Below are 19,543 nucleotides of genomic sequence, written 5' to 3' on the forward strand. Positions count from 1 at the left end.
TTGGGAGATAGCAAAAGGTGCCAGAAACACCGCATCGTGTAACTTTTTCTTTTTCTTGCAAAACGGATAAACTCTTTACTTCACGCGAGCTAAAATGGCGCAGCTATATGGCACAAAAAAAGCAAAAAAAGGTTGATCTAAAGAAAATCGGACAAGGTGTGCGGCTGATTCTAGAAGGGATCGGCGAGGACCCTGATAGAGAAGGTTTGCAAAAAACGCCGGAACGCGTTGCTGATTTTTACGCGGAATTGACAGAAGGAATGTGGATCGACCCTAGCCAGCATATCGTGCCGCTGCCCGGCGATTCGCACGACGAAATGGTGATCGTCAAGGACATTTCGATCGCATCCGTTTGTGAACATCATCTCGCTCCGTTCACAGGCAAATGTCACATTGCCTATATTCCAAAAGGTGGCCGAATAATCGGGCTTTCAAAACTGGCTCGGATCGCGGAGATCTTTGCCCGCCGACTTCAGGTCCAGGAACGTCTCACGCAGCAGATCGCTCAGACGCTTTTCGATAAACTCGACCCGATCGGCGTTATGGTCGTTGTTGAAGCTGAGCATACATGCATGACTCTTCGCGGGGTCAAAAAGCCCGGTGCGGTTACTATCACTTCGGCTGTTCTTGGTGGTTTCCGAACGGATTCGCGAACTCGTGCGGAAGCAATGTCATTGATAAAAGGATAGGGTAAATTGGCAATCGAAACTTTCTACATAACAACTCCGATCTATTATGCGAACAGCCTGCCGCATCTTGGGCATCTGTATTCGACGATCGTGGCTGACGTGATCCAACGGCATAAGAAACAGCGTGGATTTGATACCTATTTTCTGACCGGAACAGACGAGCATGGAATAAATATTCAACGAGCTGCGGAGAAAGCGGGCAAGACGCCAAAGGAACAGGTCGATTATGTTTCCGGCGAACTAAAGCGGATGTTTCACGACTTTGGCCTCGATTCCGAAAAAGGCGGGTACGACGTTTTTATGCGGACGACCGAGCCATTTCATTACGAAGGCGTCCAGCATCTGTGGCGTGAGATCGTAAAGCACAAAACTCCAAAAGGGAACGAAACGATCTTCAAAGGCTTTTACGAAGGCTGGTTCTGCGCTCCGTGTGCGGAATTCAAGACTGAGGAGCAGTACGTCATACCCGAAGGCTCGGAAGTACCCAATTGCCTGATACACGAACGTCCGCTTGACAAGGTTTCTGAGGAAAGCTACTTTTTCCGGCTGTCGGATTACGATGATTTTTTGATAGATCTGATCGAGAGCGAGGATGATTTGGTGCGGCCGGAATCGCGGCGGAATGAGGTTTTGTCCTTTATTCGCGGCGGGCTTCAAGACTTATCTATAAGCCGTCAGAAGAGTTCAGTTTCGTGGGGCGTTCCTGTTCCCGATGATGAGAACCATGTGATGTATGTTTGGCTTGACGCGCTTTCGAACTATATAACTGCTATCGGTTACGGTAATGCTGAGAAAGTAAGGGTCGGTTTTGAAAAATACTGGCAAAATGCTGTTCACTTGGTTGGTAAAGATATCTTGCGTTTTCACACGGTCTATTGGTTTTCGTTTCTGGCTGCGGCCGGTTTGGACTTGCCAAAGACGGTTTATGCTCACGGTATGTGGCTCGACGCTGATGGCCGAAAGATGGGGAAAACTGTTGGAAATGTGATCGACGTAGATGTTTTGCACAAGCATTTTCAGGTCGATGCTTTGCGGTATTTTCTGCTTCGCGAAATGGTCTTTGGGCAGGATGGTAAATTCGGCTATGAAAACCTGATCGACCGTGCGAACGCCGATCTCGCAAGCGGTCTTGGCAATCTCGCCAGCCGCACGTTTTCGATGATCACAAAATACCGCGACGGATTGATACCAAGCGGTAAGATCGCTGAGGAAAATTATATAAATGCCAAACGTGCGGGTGTAAGCCCTGACGAACAGGAACTTGTCAGCGCTATCGAATACGCCCGCGACGAGTTTATCCGGCGTTTTGATAACTTTGAATTTAGCTTGGCACTGGAAGTTGTTTGGACGGTGATCGCACGGGTCGATAAACTCATTTCCGATTCAAAGCCGTGGGAATTGATCAAGGACGATAAACAGAGTGAGACGCTAAATGCGGTGCTTTACCGAGCAAGCGAAACGCTGCGATGGCTTTGTGTTTTGCTTTATCCAGTGATGCCAGAAGCATCAAAAAATATTTACAGCCAGATCGGTCTTAGTGATGATATTTCAAAGATTGATCCGGCAAATTTGAAATGGGGAGAACTTGCCGCCGGAACTAGAATCGGCGAAACGGTCGGCGTGTTTCCGAGAATTGATAAGAGTAAAGTTATGAATGAAATAAGTGAGCAGAATGTAGTGAGCAGTGAGCCGCAGTCGGAACCACCTGCGGTGATGGGGGGGTTAACTGAAGAAGCGAAAAGGGAGGAAATTGTAGCGGACAGCTTCATCACCATAGACGATTTCATTAAGGTCGAGCTTCGCGTCGGCGAGATCAAGGTTGCCGAGCGTGTGCAGAACGCGGACAAACTCCTTCGTTTTGAGGTCGATCTTGGTGAAGAGCATCCACGGCAAATACTCGCTGGCCTCGCCGAATATTACGAACCCGAAAAACTCATCGGACGCAAAGTCGTAGTTGTCGCAAACCTAAAACCCCGCAAAATGCGTGGCCTCGAATCTCAGGGAATGATCTGCGCCGCGTCGCTGACCGAGGAAGATACGCCAGCAATCGCGACGTTTTTGGAAGATGTTAAAATCGGCGCCAGATTAAAATGATCTTCATCGATTCCCACTGCCATATTGATGGCGAGCAGTTTGACGTTGACCGTGACGACGTTGTTCAGCGGGCTAAGGATGCAGGTGTTGCGGCGATGCTGAATATTGGGACGGGCGATCCGCACTCGGACGATTTTCGTCGGGCTATTGCTGTTGCGGAAAAATACGAAAGTGTTTATGCGTCTGTCGGCGTTCATCCGCACGATGCAAAACTTTATGACGATAAGGCCGAAGAGCATCTTCTAGGCCTTGTAAGATCGAGCAAAAAAGTGATCGGTTGGGGTGAGATCGGGCTTGATTTTTATTACGACCACAGTCCGCGTGATGTGCAGGTCGAAGTATTTCGACGGCAGATAAGAACGGCTAGGGAATTGGACTTGCCGATCATCATCCACAGCCGCGATGCCGATGATGAGACAGTCGAGATATTGAAAGATGAGTGTTCGTATGATGGATTTCGCGGGATAATGCATTGCTTTGGCGGAACGCCTGAGATGGCAGAAGCACTGATGCCGCTTGGCTTTTTGATCTCGTTTGCGGGTAACGTGACATTCAAAAAGGCCAATAATTTGCGTGATGCCGCCCGAGTGGTGCCGCTCGATAGAATGTTGATAGAGACCGATTGTCCGTTTTTGACGCCTGTGCCTTTTCGCGGAAAACGGAACGAGCCAAGCTTTGTAAAAAACACTGCACATTTTCTCGCGGATTTTCTCGGTGTTGAGGCGATGAATCTGGCTCGACAGACGACTCAAAACTTTCTCGATCTTTTCAAACTAACTTTGGCCACGAATGACACTAATAACTCTAATTAGAATTACATTCGTGCAATTTGTGTAATTCGTGGCAAAATCTTTTTATGGCTAAAGAAAATTCATTCGATATAGTTTCAAAAACCGACTACGCCGAGATCACCAACGCCCTCAATCAGACGACGAAGGAGATTTCCCAGCGGTTTGATTTCAAAGGCAGTAAGGCAACCGTCGAGCTGCAGGACAAGGACCTGGTGCTTTCGGCAGAAGACGAGACCAGGCTTCGCAACATGAACGACATTCTGCAAAGCAAGTTCGTCAAACGTGGCATTTCGCTCAAAGCTCTCGATTACCAGAAGATCGAGCCGGCGGCTGGCGGCACGGTTCGCCAAGCGGTCAAGATCCAGCAGGGAATTCCGATCGAGAAAGCTAAAGAGGTGGTCCGATTTATCAAGGACGAAAAGTTCAAGGTGCAGGCCTCGATACAAGGCGAAACCGTCCGTGTTTCGGGCAAAGATCGAGATACGCTACAAGATGTTATGGCAGCGTTAAAAGGTAGGGACTTTGGAATTGATATGACTTTCGATAATTACCGGTCAAATTAGTTTATGCAACAATTTGCTCCGGCAAAAAAAAATCCGTCACTTTCCTTTAAAGCTGCCAAGATCTTTGAACTGATCAGTAATGAACTGGTTCTTGTTGAGAACGAGTTCGATCGTCAAGCGAGTTCTAACATTCAGGTCATAAATTATCTTGGAGAATATCTAAGAGCATCGGGCGGTAAGCGAATCAGGCCGGCTCTTTTGATCTTGTCTAATTACGCTGCTGGTGGAAAGGGCAGTGACGATAATGTCATCCGGCTTGCGACGGTAATGGAGATGCTCCACACCGCGACGCTTGTTCACGACGATATAATAGATAATGCCGACATGCGGCGAAATCGTTCGTCGGTAAACGCACGATTTGGTAACCAGACGGCAGTCCTCATGGGTGACTGGCTCTATATGTCGGCATTTGAGACGACTGTTCGAGAGCGTTCACTCGAGATTATCGACATCTTGACGCGGCTGACCCGCAAAATGACTGAGGGCGAATTAATACAGTTGACCACTATTGGGCGGCTGGATATCTCTGAAGCGGAATATTTTGACATTCTTCAGCGAAAAACAGCTTTTCTTTTTTCGGCGTGCTGTGAGGTCGGAGCCATCTTGAGCGGGGCCGATACTTCAATTCAGGCAGCGATGCGGGATTATGGCATAAATCTCGGCATTGCATTCCAGATCGCTGACGATATTCTCGATGTGACCTCCGATGCAGATCAGCTTGGAAAAGCAGCGGGCTCTGACTTGCTGGAAGGAAAACTCACTCTGCCGCTTATCTCCCTTATACGAAAGGAACCATCTTTGCTGCCAGCATTTGAGAAAATAATGCTGTTCGGGGAATACGCCAAGTTTTCTCGTGATGACTTAAAAAAGAAGTTGGCCGAGCATAGTATTCTTGAAGCCATTCGAGATCAGGCAAAGGCATATGTGTCGAGCGCGAGAAAAAGTATTGATGTTTTGCCGAAAACAGAGTATCGTTCTTCTTTGGAAGATATATTGGATTTTATTATCGACCGAAGCTCATAAGTAAACCTCAACAGACTAATCTCAATTTTCTCAATATGTTGGATGAAAACCTTATAGCAACACTTGAACAAAGTTTGCGCCAAACACGCAATGCTCAAAACCGGCTTATGGCCCAACTTCGTGAGAAGGAGGCAGAAGTCGAGGATCTGCGCATTGAGGTGGGAGCTCTGGAAAACAGCGCTGCGCAGACTGAAAAGGCGATAGACAGCCTTCTGGTTGCAACGCGATCAGGCAAGCGGCCGACAAATTTTAGGATCGTAGAAGATGACGGAGAAGATCCGCTGCCTGTGATGAGACGGGTTGAAAGGCATCCCGAACATCAGGAATTGTCTGATCGAGAATATCGCCGCGATAGTTCCGTTGCGTATTTTAATCAAAATCGGAACGGCGGGCCACCACCAATACATACGGGGTACGAACCTTTAAGTAATCGCTTTAACGACCGCACGATCACACAGGCCTGTACTTTGCTGCTTAGGGAATCAGGCTCTCCGCTTCATGTTAACGAACTTTACAATCTACTGATCGCTGGCGGCATGAAATTCAAAGGCAATAACCCGACCATCTCGATCGCCGTTTCGCTGAATCGCAATCGCCGGTTCAAAAAGGTCGATCCAGGTACTTTTGATCTCGTTATTCGCGAAGCACAGCAAAAGGCTTCTTGACTTTTATAGTTCTTTTTCAAAAAGCCGCTCGCAAACGGACTTTGCGAGCGGTTTTGTTTGCATTTTTGTTTAAAAAAGCGTACAAAGAACTGTTAAGTCTTATGTCTATTTTAATTTAGGAGTTTTTTAATGCTACGATCCTGCCTTCGTGTTCGCACCCAATTACTAATGTTGTTTATCATCACTACATTTGTGATGACGCTCGCATCAAATGCGTCTGCGTTACCGGTCCGCCTTAGAAGCGAGATAGCACCGACGTGTACGAGTGGATCAGGCGCGAGCCTAAGGTATGCGGATCTCTTCGCTTCGGGCAACATAGCCGTTCAGGGAAGTTATGGCTGCAAAGGTGTTTTTATTTACGACATCTCAAACCCCGATGCTCCGGTTTTGGCGAATCATTATAATCCGGTAGTATCCGGCAGCAATCGGCAGTTTCTTGAGGCTATTGTGGTCGGAAACCGCGGTTATTTTGGCGCCGGCAACACTGCGGGCGTTCACATTGTAGACCTTACGAATCCTTACGCGCCAGTTTTGCTAGGTGTGGTAAATTCGACCACAGGCAACGGTCACAACTCGATCCACGAAATGGTGGTATTTCAGCAGAATGGCGGAACTTTTCTGGTTGAAAACTTTAACAGCCTCAGTACAAAAACTTTGAAGGTAATTAATGTTACCAATCCGGCATCACCGGTATTTGTCCGTGATATTATCCCCACTGACCCGCAGTGGGTACACGCAATGGTTGTAAAAGGGAACCGAATGTTTACCTCCGGATGGGGAAACAGTTCGAATCGCGGACGCACCGAGATTTATGACATTTCAAATATCACTACACAGGCTCCGGTTTTGCTTGGATTTATTTCGGATCAAACCAGCATTACAGCGGGCAACAGTATGCACTCCGCCTGGCCTAGTGAAGACGGGAATTGGCTTTATAGCTGTCGGGAAACTAACAACGGTAGCGGCGATCTTAGGGTATACGACATTACGGATCCGGCCGCTCCTCTGCTTGTGAACAGTATTGGAATGGTGGAACTGGGATTGAATGCCGTGACACCTCACAATCCGGTTGTTCACGGAAATTTTCTTTACATAGCTTGGTATCAGGCAGGATTACAGGTTTTTAATATAAGCGACCGGGCAAATCCGATCCGTATCGGCCAGTACGACACGTTTCCGGGAGCTTTTGCGCCGCCTACTCGCGAACAACAAGAAGCCGCACTTGATGCCGAGCCTTGGGACATGGTTTGCGGCACAACTGCCAGAGCGGCTGGTCTTCCGACTTCTTATGACGGTCTCTGGGCGGTTTATCCCAATCTTGGAAACGACAAGATATTGGTTGGTGATCTGGCAAGAGGAATGCTGATTCTAGATACAAGGTTGATAAGTTCGCCAACGCGAATTAACGCAGCGGCTACGGACGGACGGGGAATAAATTCCTCTGTATTTTCGCCTTCGACTGGAGAATGGCAGATGGCTGATGATTCGATAATGGATCAGGCCAATTTCCGACGTGCGGGAGACATTATTGTCACCGGCGATTATGACGGTGATGAAAAGGCCGACTTCGCGGTTTTCCGACCTTCAACAGGTGTGTGGTATTTGCAGGAAAGCACAAACGGCTTGGTCTCGATTCGATTTGGCAAAAACGGTGACGTTCCTGTTCCAGCCGATTACGATGCAGATGGCAAGACGGATGTCGCCGTTTGGCGGCCTTCGACTGGTATGTGGTACATTCAGCAGAGCATAGTCGGATTTAGGGCACAGCAATGGGGCATGATTGGCGATAAACCGCTCACAGGTGACTATGACGGAGACGGCAAAGCGGACGTAGCAGTTTGGCGTTCTTCGACGGGTATCTGGGCCGTCCTTCCGAGCACAGCAGCAATTCCTGTATATCAGGTGTTTGGTCAAAACGGCGATCGTCCGGTTAACGCGGATTTTGACGGAAACGGCGTATCCGATTTTGCTGTTTACCGCCCGTCAAATGGTGCTTGGTACATTCTAGATGCTCAAACACGCAGTTTTACATCTTACAGATTCGGCACTTCTGAGGATATTCCTGTGACTGCAGATTATGATGGCGACGGCAAAATGGATATAGCTGTGTTTCGTCCAAGCACAAATTATCGGTACTCCCTTAACAGTTCTAACGGAGAGCTTTCCTCGGGAGAATTACGACGTATTGATACACGAACAACTCAGACGTCTGTATCGTCGCGTTAGTTCTTTACCTGATTTAACTGGGCCCAAAGTCGAGCTTATAGCTTGACTTTGGTCTTTTCGTTCTTATTATTGCAGTATGAAACTGCGATTAAAGATCACGAGTGGAACTCTTTCCGGACAAGAATACGAGCTTGAGAGTGGATTTCTTACGGTAGGACGCGGCGAGACATGCAGTATCAGGTTCGATCCGCAAACGGAACGAATCGCCTCAAAGCAGCACGCTTTTATCGAAGCCCGCCCCGACGGTTATTACCTCAGCGACAATCAAAGCACTAACGGCACACTGCTGAACGGCGCGAATATTACGGCCGTTAAACTAAATTCCGGCGATGAGGTCCAGTTCGGCTCGCGGGGAAATACGGCGATTGTCTATCTTGACGAGGAACAGGCCACTGTTTCTCAAATAGATTTCAATGATCTTCAGGTGCAGCAGTTCAACCGGATGGCGGCTAATGAACCGGTGAGTTTTCAGGCATCGCTGCAAAGTTTAGGCCTCGGCCGCGTTGCGGAAAAACCTGAGCCGTCAAATACAGGCAAGTATATCGGAATTGCGGTTACCTTATTTGGCATTGTTTTTCTCTCCCTGATCGTTATTCTCATAATGTTTGCAAGCGTTGGCGTTTTTCCCGCAATAATTGCGTCGGTTATTGCATTTGTGCCGGCTATCGTATATCTGATGCCGCTCGTTTGGCTCGACCGTTATGATCCCGAACCCTTATGGCTTCTGGCACTTGCATTTTGTTGGGGTGCTCTTGTGGCGGTCGTTGTTTCATTCGTTATCAATACAGTTCTCGGTACAGCTATCGGGATCGCTGTATCACCGGATGCGGGCGAGGCCGTCGGAGCTGTGATGTCTGCGCCGATCTTCGAAGAAGGCTCAAAGGGTATCGGCCTGATCATTCTCCTTGTTTTCTTTCGTCGCTATTTTGACGATATTCTTGACGGCATTGTTTTTGCCGGTGTCATCGCTCTTGGGTTTGCGACCGTCGAAAATGTTCTCTATTACGGGCGTGCATTAGGAAACGGCGGATTGGTCAGCCTCATGATCCTGTTTGTCCTTCGTGGAATTTTGTCGCCTTTTGCGCACGTTACATTTACGTCAATGACCGGCATCGGATGCGGCATTTCACGCGAATCTCATAACAAAATTGTCAGATTTTTAGCCCCGGTCGGCGGATATATTTTGGCCGTAGGACTTCATGCTACGTGGAATGCTCTCGCCGGATACAGCGCAGACCTTTTTCAGTCGTTAGGCTTTGGGCCATGCTTTGCGATGGGGCCGTTAGAGGGCTTGTGTTCTTTCATGATCAGCTACTGTATTTTGCAGATCCCGCTTTTCTGTTTGATCGCCGGATTCGCGTTGTACATTATGCGGCGGCAGAACAGGATACTCAAAGACATGCTCGCTATCGACATTGCACGCGGGTTGATATCTCCTGAGTTGGGCACAACCGTAACATCTGCATTTAAAAGCTCCGCTTGGTTGATCGGTGGGGTTTTTGCGGGGAAATACAAAGCTCGCAGTCGCTATCTTCGTGCCGTCGGCAAACTCGGCCTAAGCTACTGGCATATTCAACGCGCCACTGCGGCACAGGGCCAAACCGGCAGCTTTCAGCAAAATCCGCTCCTTCGCGACGAAGTGCTCAAATGGCGGGATCAAGTTTAGACGATCTAAAATGCACAATGCACAATGCACAATTTTTAGGATTGTACATTGTGCATTCTTAACTGTGCACTGGTTTTGGTAGGCCGAGCAGGGATCGAACCTGCGACCCACGGATTAAGAGTCCGTTGCTCTACCGACTGAGCTATCGACCCAAAAGCAAGCTGAATTATAACAAACCGAATTTTTAACGCAAAGACGCTAAGAATCAAAGTTGCGAAAAAAGACTGGTTGAAATGATCAAGATTATATCTTGGCGTCTTTGCACCTTTGCGACTTTGCGTTGAAAATATCTATCAGCGATGCGTGAATGCCCAAAATGCGAACTTTGTTTCCCCGACGACGTGGTCGTCTGCCCGTTGGACGAAACGCAGACTCGTCTCTCGCTGCCCGGACCGCAAATGATCGCCGGTCGTTACTTGCTCGAAAGCAGGCTGGGGCGCGGAGCGATGGGACAGGTCTATCTTGCCAAAGACAACAAGTTTGCGATGAAAAAACTTGCGGTTAAGACGGTTCGCCAGGACATTCTTTCGAGCGATGACCTGCAGGAAGGCGAGGCGATCGCACGCTTCGAACGAGAAGCTCAGGCCGCCGCGTCGATCGAACATCCCAATACTGTTAGCGTGACGGACTTCGGTGAAACGCCCGATGGCATTTTTTATCTTGTGATGGAGTATGTCGAAGGCGAGACGCTGCACAAGCTGCTCCGACGCGAAGGTACTTTGCCGGTGAAACGTGCCGTTCGATTGTTGAGGCAAATCGCAGACGGAGTTGATGCCGCTCACGAACTCGGAATCCTTCATCGCGACCTCAAGCCCGCAAATATTTTTATCATGCAAAAGGGCAAGAGCGGAGATGGATTTGTAAAGGTCGGCGACTTTGGACTCGCGAAGATCGTCAATCAGACTGTCACAGATATTTCTTCGAATGCTACGCCGTCATCACGCGGGATTATCGGCACTCCGGAATTTATGTCGCCCGAACAGATGCAGCCAGAAATTGGCGTCGATGTGCGTGCCGACCTATATGCTCTTGGCACGATCGCTTATCTGATGCTGGGCGGCAAAACACCGTTCACGGGTGACATGATGCAGCTAATTATGCAAAAGGTGATGCAAAAGGCACCGCCGCTATCAACTATACGCTCCGACATTCCGGCTGACGTTGATCGCGTGATAATGAAAGCTCTAGAGATCGAACCAGTCAATCGACCGCCATCAGTTTCCGACTGGATCGACGAACTCGAGGCTGCCGCTGAGGATATTGACGAAAGTAAAACAACAGGCAAGTCGCGGCTCGTTGTTATGGCTCCGGTTGGTGCCGAGGTTTATGTCAATGATGAGCGGAAGGGAAGTGTTGGAAGTTCAGGACGTGTAATTCTAATTGATATTCCCGCCGGGCAGCATATCTTGCGTGTTTCAAAACAGGGCGAAAGAGATGATGAGCGCGTTATAGAAGTGCGTCCCGGCACGGGCGAGCAAGTAATACAAGCTCAACTAAAGACCAGATACACCAGTCAACCTACTTCGTCGCAGGGAATCGGCAGCGGAGCGGCTCCATCGAGCGTGATGCCGGGCATTGTCGCGTGCGTAAGTTGCAATTCACGGTTTGCAGAAGGCGTGCGTTTTTGCGGGAGGTGCGGCAGTTCTAACTTTAAGATGATCAGCGCGGGCGAAGGCTCTGAAACATATCCGTGTCCTCGATGCTCGTCACCGCTGCCGCACAATTCACGATTCTGTGGACGCTGCGGTTTGAACATCACGCCTGCTATGCAGCAGCATAACAGTTCGCCGCCGTCTTTTACTCCGCACTCTGCATCAGGCACTCCGCACTCAATGCCGCCTCAGGTTACACGGCTTTGCACCCGCTGCGGTGGAACTTATCCTCCGCAAATAAAGTTTTGTGGGCGCTGTGGGTTGACGTTGCAATGATGTGCTCCGAATCAATGTATCAAGAGAGGATGGAAGGCTCGGAAGGTTCTTCAATCGGGGGCGTTTTGACCTCAGACATTTCGGGTTCGGCGGTTGTTTTTTCCAATTCGTCTTGGTGCTCTTTCCTTACATTCAGAGCGACTTCGAGAAGTGATTTTGGGTTGTCTGTATTCATTTTTTCATCAAATTTGCATCTAATATGCACCCATTTTTTCTTGGCGATGGTATGCGAGAATACATAACAGGAAGTTTCTTTCTGAAACGCTAAGAAGTGTCGAACTACCTTCTTTCTTGCGAATCGTAACTTGCGACGGAACACGGTTTGATGTTACAGTCACAATACACAATTTCCCAGAACAAATTCATGAACGACGCGTTAAAGCCGTATGAATTAAGATTCGACTCTCGAAGGCACTATCTCCATGCGCACATACACGCAAAGGAGATGACGCGGGCCACGGCTCTTTCCTATTTGCAGGAAGTCGCGAATGAATGCGATCGCGGCAATTACAGGCGCCTACTTCTGGAACGAGACGTTCCTATGATGCTTAACAGCTTAGACCTCTTCCAAACGACCAATGATTTTCTTGACATGGTCAAATATGTGCGAGTCGCTGTTCTCAATCAATACAAGGATCAGCAAACGGCGATGAATTTCGCACTGCTCATCAGTGCCAACCGAAAAGCACGATACAATGTCTTTACCGACCGAGGCGAAGCCGAGAAATGGCTATTAGAGGGCGTCCGCATCTACGAGCGTGAACCGCCTCCGCCGATATTTGTACGACAAAATAATGGTCCAACATGATTTAGATCGGCTCCACTCATTCTGTGCGGAGCTTTTTTTTGAAGCGGTGTTAATTTTTGCGGTCTTTCCGGGGAAAATAGCCAACTCATAGTCCAAGAAACCAAAGTGAAGCAAAAGTAGGAAAAAAAACCTCTTCGACACCCCAAAAAGCCGTCTAGAGCGCCCCAAAAGCCACTTATTAACATGAAAAAGCCACCCAAAAAATAGGCGGTGCGGTTTGGGTGATGTGCTTCTTCATCATTTTCGGGACAGCTATCATCAGACCCCTTGATATCGCCCTTCATCACTACATTCATGTCTCCCGACATCTCAGCAAAAGCAATATCCTCCTCCTCGCCGCAAAGAACGCAAAGCAGGACAAAAGTGAACGTGCGTGAGATCCTGATCAGGACCTACCGAGTATCATAAAAGTCGCGTTTCGAGTTGTGAAAAAGTATAATAACAGCGTTCTGAATGACTCGTTTTCAAATGAGGAAAAACTATGAAGATCTGCCCTCGATGCCAGAAAACATACGCTGATGATAACCTCAATTTTTGTCTTGAAGACGGTTCGGTATTGACTGCGGCTGCGTCTGGACAAATCTTGCCGGAAACTCTCGTTATGAATGAGCCGCGCATAACGCAACCGCAACCGTCGCCGGGCACCAGCACATCCGGCTCGCCGCCAAATTGGCAGCAGCAGCCTCAGCAATATGCGATGCAGCCGCCTAAAAAGTCGTCGAAAGCTTGGCTGTGGGTATTAGGCATACTTGGGATCTTGATTTTATTGTGCGGCGGTGGATTTGTAGGATTTGTGTTCTGGGCCGCGTCGCAGGCGGATAAAACCGCGAATTCTGTTTTCAGTAACAGTAAATTTGGTTCGCCAACTCCTTATTCGAACAAGACCCCGACTTCCACATCAACAACGGGCAGAGATGATGTAACTACTGTTGACCTTAATATGTTCGTCAAGGAGTTTTCTGTATATGGGACCACTGAAATGAGCGGTGACGAACTGACGATGGGTTCAATTCGGAAGGGCTTTTATTATGTTCTCGTAGCGCCGGATAAAGATGAAGAAGATAACCCGATTGATAAATATAAGACCGATGACGCGGATACGCGTGTGACGGTCCAAAATGTTAACGATGCGAGTTCGAGTCTAGGTTATGGACTCATCTTTCACAGCAACCCTCAACCACTTCAGCAGGATTATGCATTTTTGATCGATACAAAACGGAAGAAGTACGAGGTCGTCCGTCATGAGCCGCAAAAAGAAACAGTTGTAAAGAACTGGACGTCTTCAAATGCGATAAAGGGTGGTACCGAAGAGAACGTCCTGGAAGTGCGCGACCAAAGCGACAAGATCGAGATGTACATCAATGGAACCATGGTAACGTCGATCCAGAATACGCACGGCTATAGCGGGGGAGTTGTCGGGTTGTATTCCGGCGATGGCGTGAAAGTTGTTTTCAAGAATCTTGAGATCAGGAGATAGAAGCTCCGTTTATGAAGCAATGTCCCCGATGCCGGAAAACCTACGACGACGTTCAGCTTAACTTTTGTCTTGATGACGGCGAATCCCTGACTGACGTTCCTTATGCGAATACGCGCTACGCGGACGATGCCCCGCCGACGATAGTGCTTGATCAATCGCGTGTCACAAATCCTGCGAATTGGCCTGTGTCTCCGCCAACTGCTCCCGTCTCTCAGTGGCAGCCTCAAAATATAACGAACCGCCAGTTCGGAGCACCGCAGTTCTCACTGTCGCGTGATCAGACGGTTCCAACTATTGCTCTCATTCTTGGGATATTGAGCATACCGCTAATATGCTGTTATGGCGGGATTTGGCTCGGTGTGCCGGCAGCCGCTATGGGCTTTATCGGAATGCGAAATGTCGACGGCGACAGCAATCGATATGGAGGACGCGGAATGGCAATCGGCGGCATGGTCTTGGGTGTGATCAGTTTTCTAGCATCGCTGGTTTTTGCGTTATTCGCGATTCTTGCGAGTTAAATAATAGGGACAATGCTCGTAACTTTACACGTTGTAGCAGGGCCGCAAACAGGCCGTGATTTTACATTCGATCAGCATGATACGTTCATGATCGGACGGAGCGAGGACGCGCAATTTTGTCTTCCGCAAGACCGGTTTTTCTCTCGTCATCACTGCCTCATTGAAATTGCGCCGCCACAGGCATTTCTTCGCGACCTCGGTTCCACGAACGGTACTTACGTCAACGGCATGCGTGTCGATACAGTCTATCTGAAAAGTGGTGACAGGATTCAGGGGGGCGAGACGGTGCTCGAAGTCGAGGTTTCGAGCGGCGTTGAAGCTTCAGCTAACGACAAAGAGAAGTTCATTAGTACACAACTCTCAATGGTTCCGGTCGAGTGCTTAAATTGTCGTGCTCGTTCAGCATTTGAGGCGGATGATCCCGATGCGCGGCTTTCTTACATCTGTGATGATTGCCGCGAGGAGTTAAAGAAGAATCCTCAACCTGTTCCAAATTACCAGATGGTTCGGGTTATCGGACAGGGAGGTATGGGCAGTGTGATGCTCGCCCGTTCGGAAGACAACGGAGAGGTAGTTGCTATCAAGACGCTGCTCCCAGAGGTTGCGGTCAGTGAGCAGTCGTTAAAGCGCTTTCTCCGCGAGATCGAAGTTGCATCTTCGCTCCAACATCCGAATATTGTCAGGTACATCGAACACGGAAAGCACAACGGCCTCGTTTATCTTGTTACCGAATTTGTCGTAGGAATGGATGCTTCGCGTCTGGCGAAAACTAGAGGCGGAAAACTTGGCTACAGGGAAGTTGTAAGGATCATCGAACAAACCCTCGCGGCCTTGGATTTCGCTCATAAGCAAGGTTTTGTCCACCGCGACATAAAGGAACAGAACATATTGATCAGCGGCAATTTTCCAAATAGCATCGCAAAGCTAACCGATTTTGGCCTTTCAAAAAGCTTTAAGGAAACAGGAATGAGCGGAGTGACAATGGTCGGAGATGTAGCCGGAACTATCGCTTACATGCCGCCCGAACAGGTTCGCGACTTTAAGGATGTAAAGCCGCCGTCCGACATTTACGCGATGGGAATGACTGCTTATGCTCTCTTGACCGGTACCAACGCACTCGACATCGACCCAAAGGCAGGCATTGCTGAAACTGTTAAAGCCATCTTTGAAAAACCGATTATCCCTTTGAAGGAACGCATTCCCGAAATGCCTGTAAGACTTGCGTCAGTGATCGAGACGGCCCTGGCAAAGCACGTTGAAAATCGCTGGCGAACTGCCGGAGCAATGCGAGAGGCCCTTTTGTCAGCGGCATCTGATGTGTGAGATCTATTCGGGTACGTCAGTTTTATTGAGATCGGCAAGCACCGAATTGATCGCTCCGCCGATCAACAAAGTGAGAGCCGTAAGATAAAGCCAGAGCATCATGATTATGACGGCTCCAAGCGAGCCATAGGTCCTGTCGTACGAATTGAAATAGCCCAGATAAATTCTGAATCCGCCTGTGAGAAATATCCATAAAAGAATTGATACGATCGAGCCGGGTGATATCCATACCCAGCGAATTGTTTTAAAATCAGGCAGCAGATTGTAGATTATCTCGCTGACTAGAAGCATGAGCAGCACAATTGATATCCATTGTATTGTGACTAGTATGAACGGTGAAGTTACTTCTAGGCCGAGGCCGGCCAGAAGGTATTGGACAAGCTGCCAACCATAAAAAACTCCGCCAACCACTACAGTGGCTAAAATTGAAAATACAAACGTAAGCACGACCGACTGGGCCTTTGTTCGCCACCAGTAGCGGCTGTCTCGGATCTTGTAAACATCGTTGAGAGCATTTCGAATAGCATCAACGCCCGCCGAAGCCGACCACAGAGTAACTAGCAGTCCGATCGTTGCCTTGCCGCCAGTACTGTTTACCACTATCTCGTCAACCGTGGTTTTTACCAGATTGAAAACCGCAGTTGGCATTAGCCGATTCAAATAAACGAAAAGCTCACTTTTGAGTCCTTCCGAGGACACGAGAATGAGTCCGAAAAGGCTTACAAGAAAATAAAGAAGCGGGAAAAGAGCGAAGGAAAAATAGAATGCTACCTGCGCCGCACGGCTAAAAACGTCGGCGTCGAATGACCGGTCGTAAAGCCGGTTAAAAAAGTTCTTCCAGGTAAATTCGCCGGTCGATTGCATAATCTTCGAAGCCCTCAGAGCTTCGGTTTTGTTATTGGAAACGGACTAGATGTATATTCGAGGCACACGCGGCGATATACCGCAGGTGATCTCGTAGCCGATCGTGTCGAGTTCTCGCGCCAGATCAGATGCCTTGATCGCATGGCCCTCACCTCCACCGATCAGAAAAACCTCATCGGCTATTGCGACGTTAGGAATGTCCGTAACGTCCAGCATTGTCCAGTCCATAGAAATGCGTCCGGCGATCGGGGCAATGTGGCCGTTTATATAGGCCTTGCCGCGATTCGACAGGCCGCGCGGATAGCCGTCGGCGTAACCGATCGGCACAAGGGCAATTACCGAGTCGCGTTGTGTATGGAAAGTGCGGCCATAACCAAGAGTTTGGCACTTTGGAACTTGTCTTAGATAAGCAATTCGTGAACTAAGTGAAAGCACTGGCTTTAATACCGGGCGTGACGTTTCCGACGGCAAAATGTCGTCTATGAGGCCGTATAAGGCTCCACCGAGCCGCACCATGCTTCGACGAGATTCAGGGTGAGCGATAGCTCCCGGTGAATTGGCGAGGTCAAATAATTTTGGTGTATGACCGGCTGAAACAAATTCTTCGCAGGCTTTTTCAAATCGTTCGACCTGTAAACTTGTGTACGGATTCTCTTTTGGATCTTCGGCAGATGCAAAGTGTGTTAAAAGGCCGGTAACGTTTAATTCTCTGACAGTTTTTAATTCTTGAGCAAATCGTGTTGCGTCGCTATGGTTGATCCCTACGCGGCCCATTCCCGTGTCGATCTTCACATGAACATCAATGGTGCGATCGAGCTTGGCAGCAAATTTACCAAGAAGTTTCGCCATCGAGAGATCGTAGATCACAGGTGTCAGGTCATATTCGAATAGGAGCTTTTCTTGTCCGGGCCAGAAGGAACCAAGGCAGAGGATAGGGCATTTTACTCCTGCTTTGCGGATATCGACACCTTCTTCGGGAATTGCGACTCCGAACCAGTCAACGCCTTCGGATTCGAGTCGAACGGCACATGCTGCGGCACCGTGGCCATAGCCGTCTGCCTTGACGACTGCCATGTACTTTATGTCTTCCCCGATGAATTTTTTGGACGCGTGGAGATTAGAGGCGAGGGCATCCAGATCAATGTACGCTTGCGTCGGACGCTTTTCGATTTGCAGATTCATCGCACTTAAACAAATACTCAAATAAATACTTGTAACATATTCAAAAACAATACAGTTATAGTTTATATAAGGTGAGGCATTAACTCGCTGACTGACTTATTATAACGGTATGTTTCCATGTTTCTTGGGCGGATTTGAGTCGCGTTTATTTTGGAGCAGCGAAAGTGCGCGAATGAGCTTAGGACGCGTTAATTTTGGCTCGATGACCTCGTCGATGTAACCTCGTTCCGCCGCGACATATGGGTTGGCAAACTTGTCGTTGAATTCGTTGACGATCCGCTGCCGATTTTCCTCCGGATTCGTTATATCTAGGAGTTCTTTACGGTAAAGAATGCCCACTGCCCCTTCTGCCCCCATGACCGCGATCTCGGCAGATGGGTAGGCAAAGTTGATGTCTGTACGAATATGCTTTGAGGCCATTACGCAATACGCTCCGCCGTAGGCTTTTCGCGTGATAACTGTGATCTTTGGCACCGTAGCCTCGGCAAACGCGTATAACAGCTTTGCCCCGTGGCGGATGATGCCTTGATGTTCCTGATTAACTCCCGGAAGAAAGCCCGGCACATCTTCAAACGTTATCAGCGGAATGTTAAAGCAATCACAAAAACGTACAAAGCGGGCGGCTTTAACAGATGCGTCTATATCGAGAACACCCGCAAGAAATGCCGGTTGGTTTGCAACAATACCAACCGAATAGCCTCCGAGACGTGCAAAGCCGACAACAATATTTGGAGCATAATGCTCTTGGACTTCGAAAAAATAACCCTCATCGACGACATTATTAATTATGTCGCGAATGTCGTAAGGCTGCGTCGATGCTTCGGGGACCATCGAATTGAGTTTTTCATCGGAGCGATCAGAAGGATCTTCTGTTGCAACAAATGGCGGATCGTCCATATTGTTCGAAGGGATGAACGAGAGCAACTCACGAGTTATTCGCAGTGCGTGTTCATCCGAATCGGCCGCAAAATGAGCAACGCCAGATTTCGTGTTATGCGTCATCGCGCCGCCCAGCTCATCTTTTGTTACATCCTCATGCGTGACGGTTTTTATAACGTCAGGACCTGTGATGAACATATAGGACGTGTCCTTGACCATCACGTTGAAATCAGTGATCGCGGGCGAGTAAACCGCACCGCCGGCACAAGGCCCTAGAATGCAGCTAATCTGCGGAATGACGCCGCTCGCCAAAACATTGCGAAGAAAGATATCGGCATATCCACCAAGGGAAACCACGCCTTCCTGAATGCGAGCTCCGCCGGAATCGTTAAGGCCGATCACCGGAAAACCGGTTTTCATCGCCATATCCATGATCTTGCATATCTTTTCTGCGTGAGTTTCCGAAAGCGACCCTCCAAAAACAGTAAAATCCTGTGCAAAAACAAAAACCTCGCGACCGTCCACTAGACCGTGACCGGTTATCACGCCATCGCCAGGAAATTTCTGTTCTTCCATCCCAAAGTCGGTTGAGCGATGAACGACAAATTTATCAAACTCCTCAAAGCTGCCTTCGTCGAGGAAAAATTCGACCCTCTCGCGGGCGGTCATTTTACCGGCGGCTTTTTGTTTTTCGACCCGCGCTTTGCCGCCGCCTTCTTCGGCGATTTGTGACTTTGCTTTCAAAAGTTCGATCTTGCTTTTGGTCTTTGATTCGGGCTGCATATCGACTAAGTTTAACTATTATTTGTTGTTATTTCAAAAAATCGTTATAAATGATTAAATTTGG

General features: G+C 48.6%; 17 protein-coding genes and 1 tRNA gene. 13 read left to right on the forward strand and 5 right to left on the reverse strand.

Translation table 11 applies throughout. The features are described 5' to 3' along the window. Positions 1 to 107: 107 nt before the first annotated feature. The 8 genes from folE to IPL32_14720 all read left to right on the forward strand — a co-directional run bounded on the left by folE (position 108) and on the right by IPL32_14720 (position 9,717). Positions 108 to 689 carry a GTP cyclohydrolase I FolE gene (gene folE, locus IPL32_14685; GenBank protein ID MBK8467065.1) on the forward strand — a complete coding sequence of 194 codons (582 nt, stop codon included), beginning with the start codon at positions 108 to 110 and terminating at the stop codon, positions 687 to 689. A gap of 6 nt (positions 690 to 695) precedes the next feature. Beyond that, positions 696 to 2,783, forward strand: a complete 2,088-nt coding sequence (gene metG / locus IPL32_14690) for a methionine--tRNA ligase (protein ID MBK8467066.1) — start codon at positions 696 to 698, stop codon at positions 2,781 to 2,783. After that, positions 2,780 to 3,595 carry a TatD family hydrolase gene (locus tag IPL32_14695; GenBank protein MBK8467067.1) on the forward strand — a complete coding sequence of 272 codons (816 nt, stop codon included), beginning with the start codon at positions 2,780 to 2,782 and terminating at the stop codon, positions 3,593 to 3,595. The genes metG and IPL32_14695 overlap by 4 nt, the downstream gene beginning before the upstream one ends. Positions 3,596 to 3,639: 44 nt before the next feature. After that, on the forward strand, positions 3,640 to 4,137 hold the full coding sequence (locus tag IPL32_14700; GenBank protein ID MBK8467068.1) for a YajQ family cyclic di-GMP-binding protein: 498 nt from the start codon (positions 3,640 to 3,642) through the stop codon (positions 4,135 to 4,137). A 3-nt stretch (positions 4,138 to 4,140) separates the two neighbouring features. Further along, positions 4,141 to 5,160: a polyprenyl synthetase family protein gene (locus tag IPL32_14705; protein ID MBK8467069.1), complete on the forward strand. Its 1,020-nt coding sequence runs from the start codon at positions 4,141 to 4,143 to the stop codon at positions 5,158 to 5,160. 35 nt (positions 5,161 to 5,195) lie between these two features. Continuing rightward, a complete protein-coding gene (locus IPL32_14710) occupies positions 5,196 to 5,825 on the forward strand; it encodes a hypothetical protein (protein ID MBK8467070.1) in 630 nt (209 codons plus the stop codon). Positions 5,826 to 5,993: 168 nt separating this feature from the next. After that, entirely contained in the window at positions 5,994 to 8,051 is a 2,058-nt protein-coding gene (locus IPL32_14715) for a VCBS repeat-containing protein (GenBank protein ID MBK8467071.1), read from the forward strand. 76 nt (positions 8,052 to 8,127) lie between these two features. Continuing rightward, the gene (locus IPL32_14720) at positions 8,128 to 9,717 is read left to right on the forward strand and encodes a PrsW family intramembrane metalloprotease (GenBank protein MBK8467072.1); all 1,590 of its coding nucleotides are present in this window, start codon (positions 8,128 to 8,130) and stop codon (positions 9,715 to 9,717) included. A 76-nt stretch (positions 9,718 to 9,793) separates the two neighbouring features. On the opposite strand, the gene IPL32_14725 is transcribed toward IPL32_14720, so the two are convergent. Then, positions 9,794 to 9,869, reverse strand: a tRNA-Lys gene (locus IPL32_14725). A gap of 147 nt (positions 9,870 to 10,016) precedes the next feature. On the opposite strand from IPL32_14725, the gene IPL32_14730 reads away from it, so the two are divergent. Further along, positions 10,017 to 11,645 carry a protein kinase gene (locus IPL32_14730; protein MBK8467073.1) on the forward strand — a complete coding sequence of 543 codons (1,629 nt, stop codon included), beginning with the start codon at positions 10,017 to 10,019 and terminating at the stop codon, positions 11,643 to 11,645. Between the two features lie 19 nt (positions 11,646 to 11,664). Here the strand turns inward: IPL32_14730 and IPL32_14735 are convergent, their stop codons facing one another. Next, a complete protein-coding gene (locus IPL32_14735) occupies positions 11,665 to 11,820 on the reverse strand; it encodes a hypothetical protein (protein MBK8467074.1) in 156 nt (51 codons plus the stop codon). Between the two features lie 189 nt (positions 11,821 to 12,009). Here IPL32_14735 and IPL32_14740 point away from each other — a divergent pair, with 189 nt between their 5' ends. The 4 genes from IPL32_14740 to IPL32_14755 all read left to right on the forward strand — a co-directional run bounded on the left by IPL32_14740 (position 12,010) and on the right by IPL32_14755 (position 15,771). Then, positions 12,010 to 12,453, forward strand: coding sequence for a hypothetical protein (locus tag IPL32_14740; protein MBK8467075.1), 444 nt, complete (start codon positions 12,010 to 12,012; stop codon positions 12,451 to 12,453). Between the two features lie 481 nt (positions 12,454 to 12,934). Beyond that, a complete protein-coding gene (locus tag IPL32_14745) occupies positions 12,935 to 13,930 on the forward strand; it encodes a hypothetical protein (GenBank protein MBK8467076.1) in 996 nt (331 codons plus the stop codon). Positions 13,931 to 13,941: 11 nt separating this feature from the next. Beyond that, positions 13,942 to 14,448 (forward strand): DUF4190 domain-containing protein, encoded by a 507-nt coding sequence (locus tag IPL32_14750; GenBank protein ID MBK8467077.1) that lies wholly within the window; start codon positions 13,942 to 13,944, stop codon positions 14,446 to 14,448. Between the two features lie 12 nt (positions 14,449 to 14,460). Further along, entirely contained in the window at positions 14,461 to 15,771 is a 1,311-nt protein-coding gene (locus IPL32_14755; GenBank protein ID MBK8467078.1) for a protein kinase, read from the forward strand. Between the two features lie 3 nt (positions 15,772 to 15,774). Here IPL32_14755 and IPL32_14760 read toward each other — a convergent pair whose 3' ends face one another. The 3 genes from IPL32_14760 to IPL32_14770 all read right to left on the reverse strand — a co-directional run bounded on the left by IPL32_14760 (position 15,775) and on the right by IPL32_14770 (position 19,479). After that, positions 15,775 to 16,635: a YihY/virulence factor BrkB family protein gene (locus tag IPL32_14760; protein ID MBK8467079.1), complete on the reverse strand. Its 861-nt coding sequence runs from the start codon at positions 16,633 to 16,635 to the stop codon at positions 15,775 to 15,777. Positions 16,636 to 16,680: 45 nt separating this feature from the next. Then, entirely contained in the window at positions 16,681 to 17,817 is a 1,137-nt protein-coding gene (gene alr, locus IPL32_14765) for an alanine racemase (GenBank protein MBK8467080.1), read from the reverse strand. A gap of 99 nt (positions 17,818 to 17,916) precedes the next feature. Next, entirely contained in the window at positions 17,917 to 19,479 is a 1,563-nt protein-coding gene (locus IPL32_14770; GenBank protein MBK8467081.1) for an acyl-CoA carboxylase subunit beta, read from the reverse strand. Between the last annotated feature and the right edge of the window lie 64 nt (positions 19,480 to 19,543).

Origin of the sequence: Chloracidobacterium sp. (genome assembly GCA_016711345.1) — a bacterium.
Taxonomy (GTDB): Bacteria; Acidobacteriota; Blastocatellia; order Pyrinomonadales; family Pyrinomonadaceae; genus OLB17.

Coding starts and splice junctions, on each gene's coding strand:
- folE (MBK8467065.1), top strand. CDS start 108: ATGGCACAAAAAAAGCAAAAAAAGGTTGATCTAAAGAAAATCGGACAA.
- IPL32_14695 (MBK8467067.1), top strand. CDS start 2,780: ATGATCTTCATCGATTCCCACTGCCATATTGATGGCGAGCAGTTTGAC.
- IPL32_14700 (MBK8467068.1), top strand. CDS start 3,640: ATGGCTAAAGAAAATTCATTCGATATAGTTTCAAAAACCGACTACGCC.
- IPL32_14705 (MBK8467069.1), top strand. CDS start 4,141: ATGCAACAATTTGCTCCGGCAAAAAAAAATCCGTCACTTTCCTTTAAA.
- IPL32_14710 (MBK8467070.1), top strand. CDS start 5,196: ATGTTGGATGAAAACCTTATAGCAACACTTGAACAAAGTTTGCGCCAA.
- IPL32_14715 (MBK8467071.1), top strand. CDS start 5,994: ATGTTGTTTATCATCACTACATTTGTGATGACGCTCGCATCAAATGCG.
- IPL32_14720 (MBK8467072.1), top strand. CDS start 8,128: ATGAAACTGCGATTAAAGATCACGAGTGGAACTCTTTCCGGACAAGAA.
- IPL32_14730 (MBK8467073.1), top strand. CDS start 10,017: ATGCGTGAATGCCCAAAATGCGAACTTTGTTTCCCCGACGACGTGGTC.
- IPL32_14735 (MBK8467074.1), bottom strand. CDS start 11,820: ATGAATACAGACAACCCAAAATCACTTCTCGAAGTCGCTCTGAATGTA.
- IPL32_14740 (MBK8467075.1), top strand. CDS start 12,010: ATGAACGACGCGTTAAAGCCGTATGAATTAAGATTCGACTCTCGAAGG.
- IPL32_14745 (MBK8467076.1), top strand. CDS start 12,935: ATGAAGATCTGCCCTCGATGCCAGAAAACATACGCTGATGATAACCTC.
- IPL32_14750 (MBK8467077.1), top strand. CDS start 13,942: ATGAAGCAATGTCCCCGATGCCGGAAAACCTACGACGACGTTCAGCTT.
- IPL32_14755 (MBK8467078.1), top strand. CDS start 14,461: ATGCTCGTAACTTTACACGTTGTAGCAGGGCCGCAAACAGGCCGTGAT.
- IPL32_14760 (MBK8467079.1), bottom strand. CDS start 16,635: ATGCAATCGACCGGCGAATTTACCTGGAAGAACTTTTTTAACCGGCTT.
- alr (MBK8467080.1), bottom strand. CDS start 17,817: ATGAATCTGCAAATCGAAAAGCGTCCGACGCAAGCGTACATTGATCTG.
- IPL32_14770 (MBK8467081.1), bottom strand. CDS start 19,479: ATGCAGCCCGAATCAAAGACCAAAAGCAAGATCGAACTTTTGAAAGCA.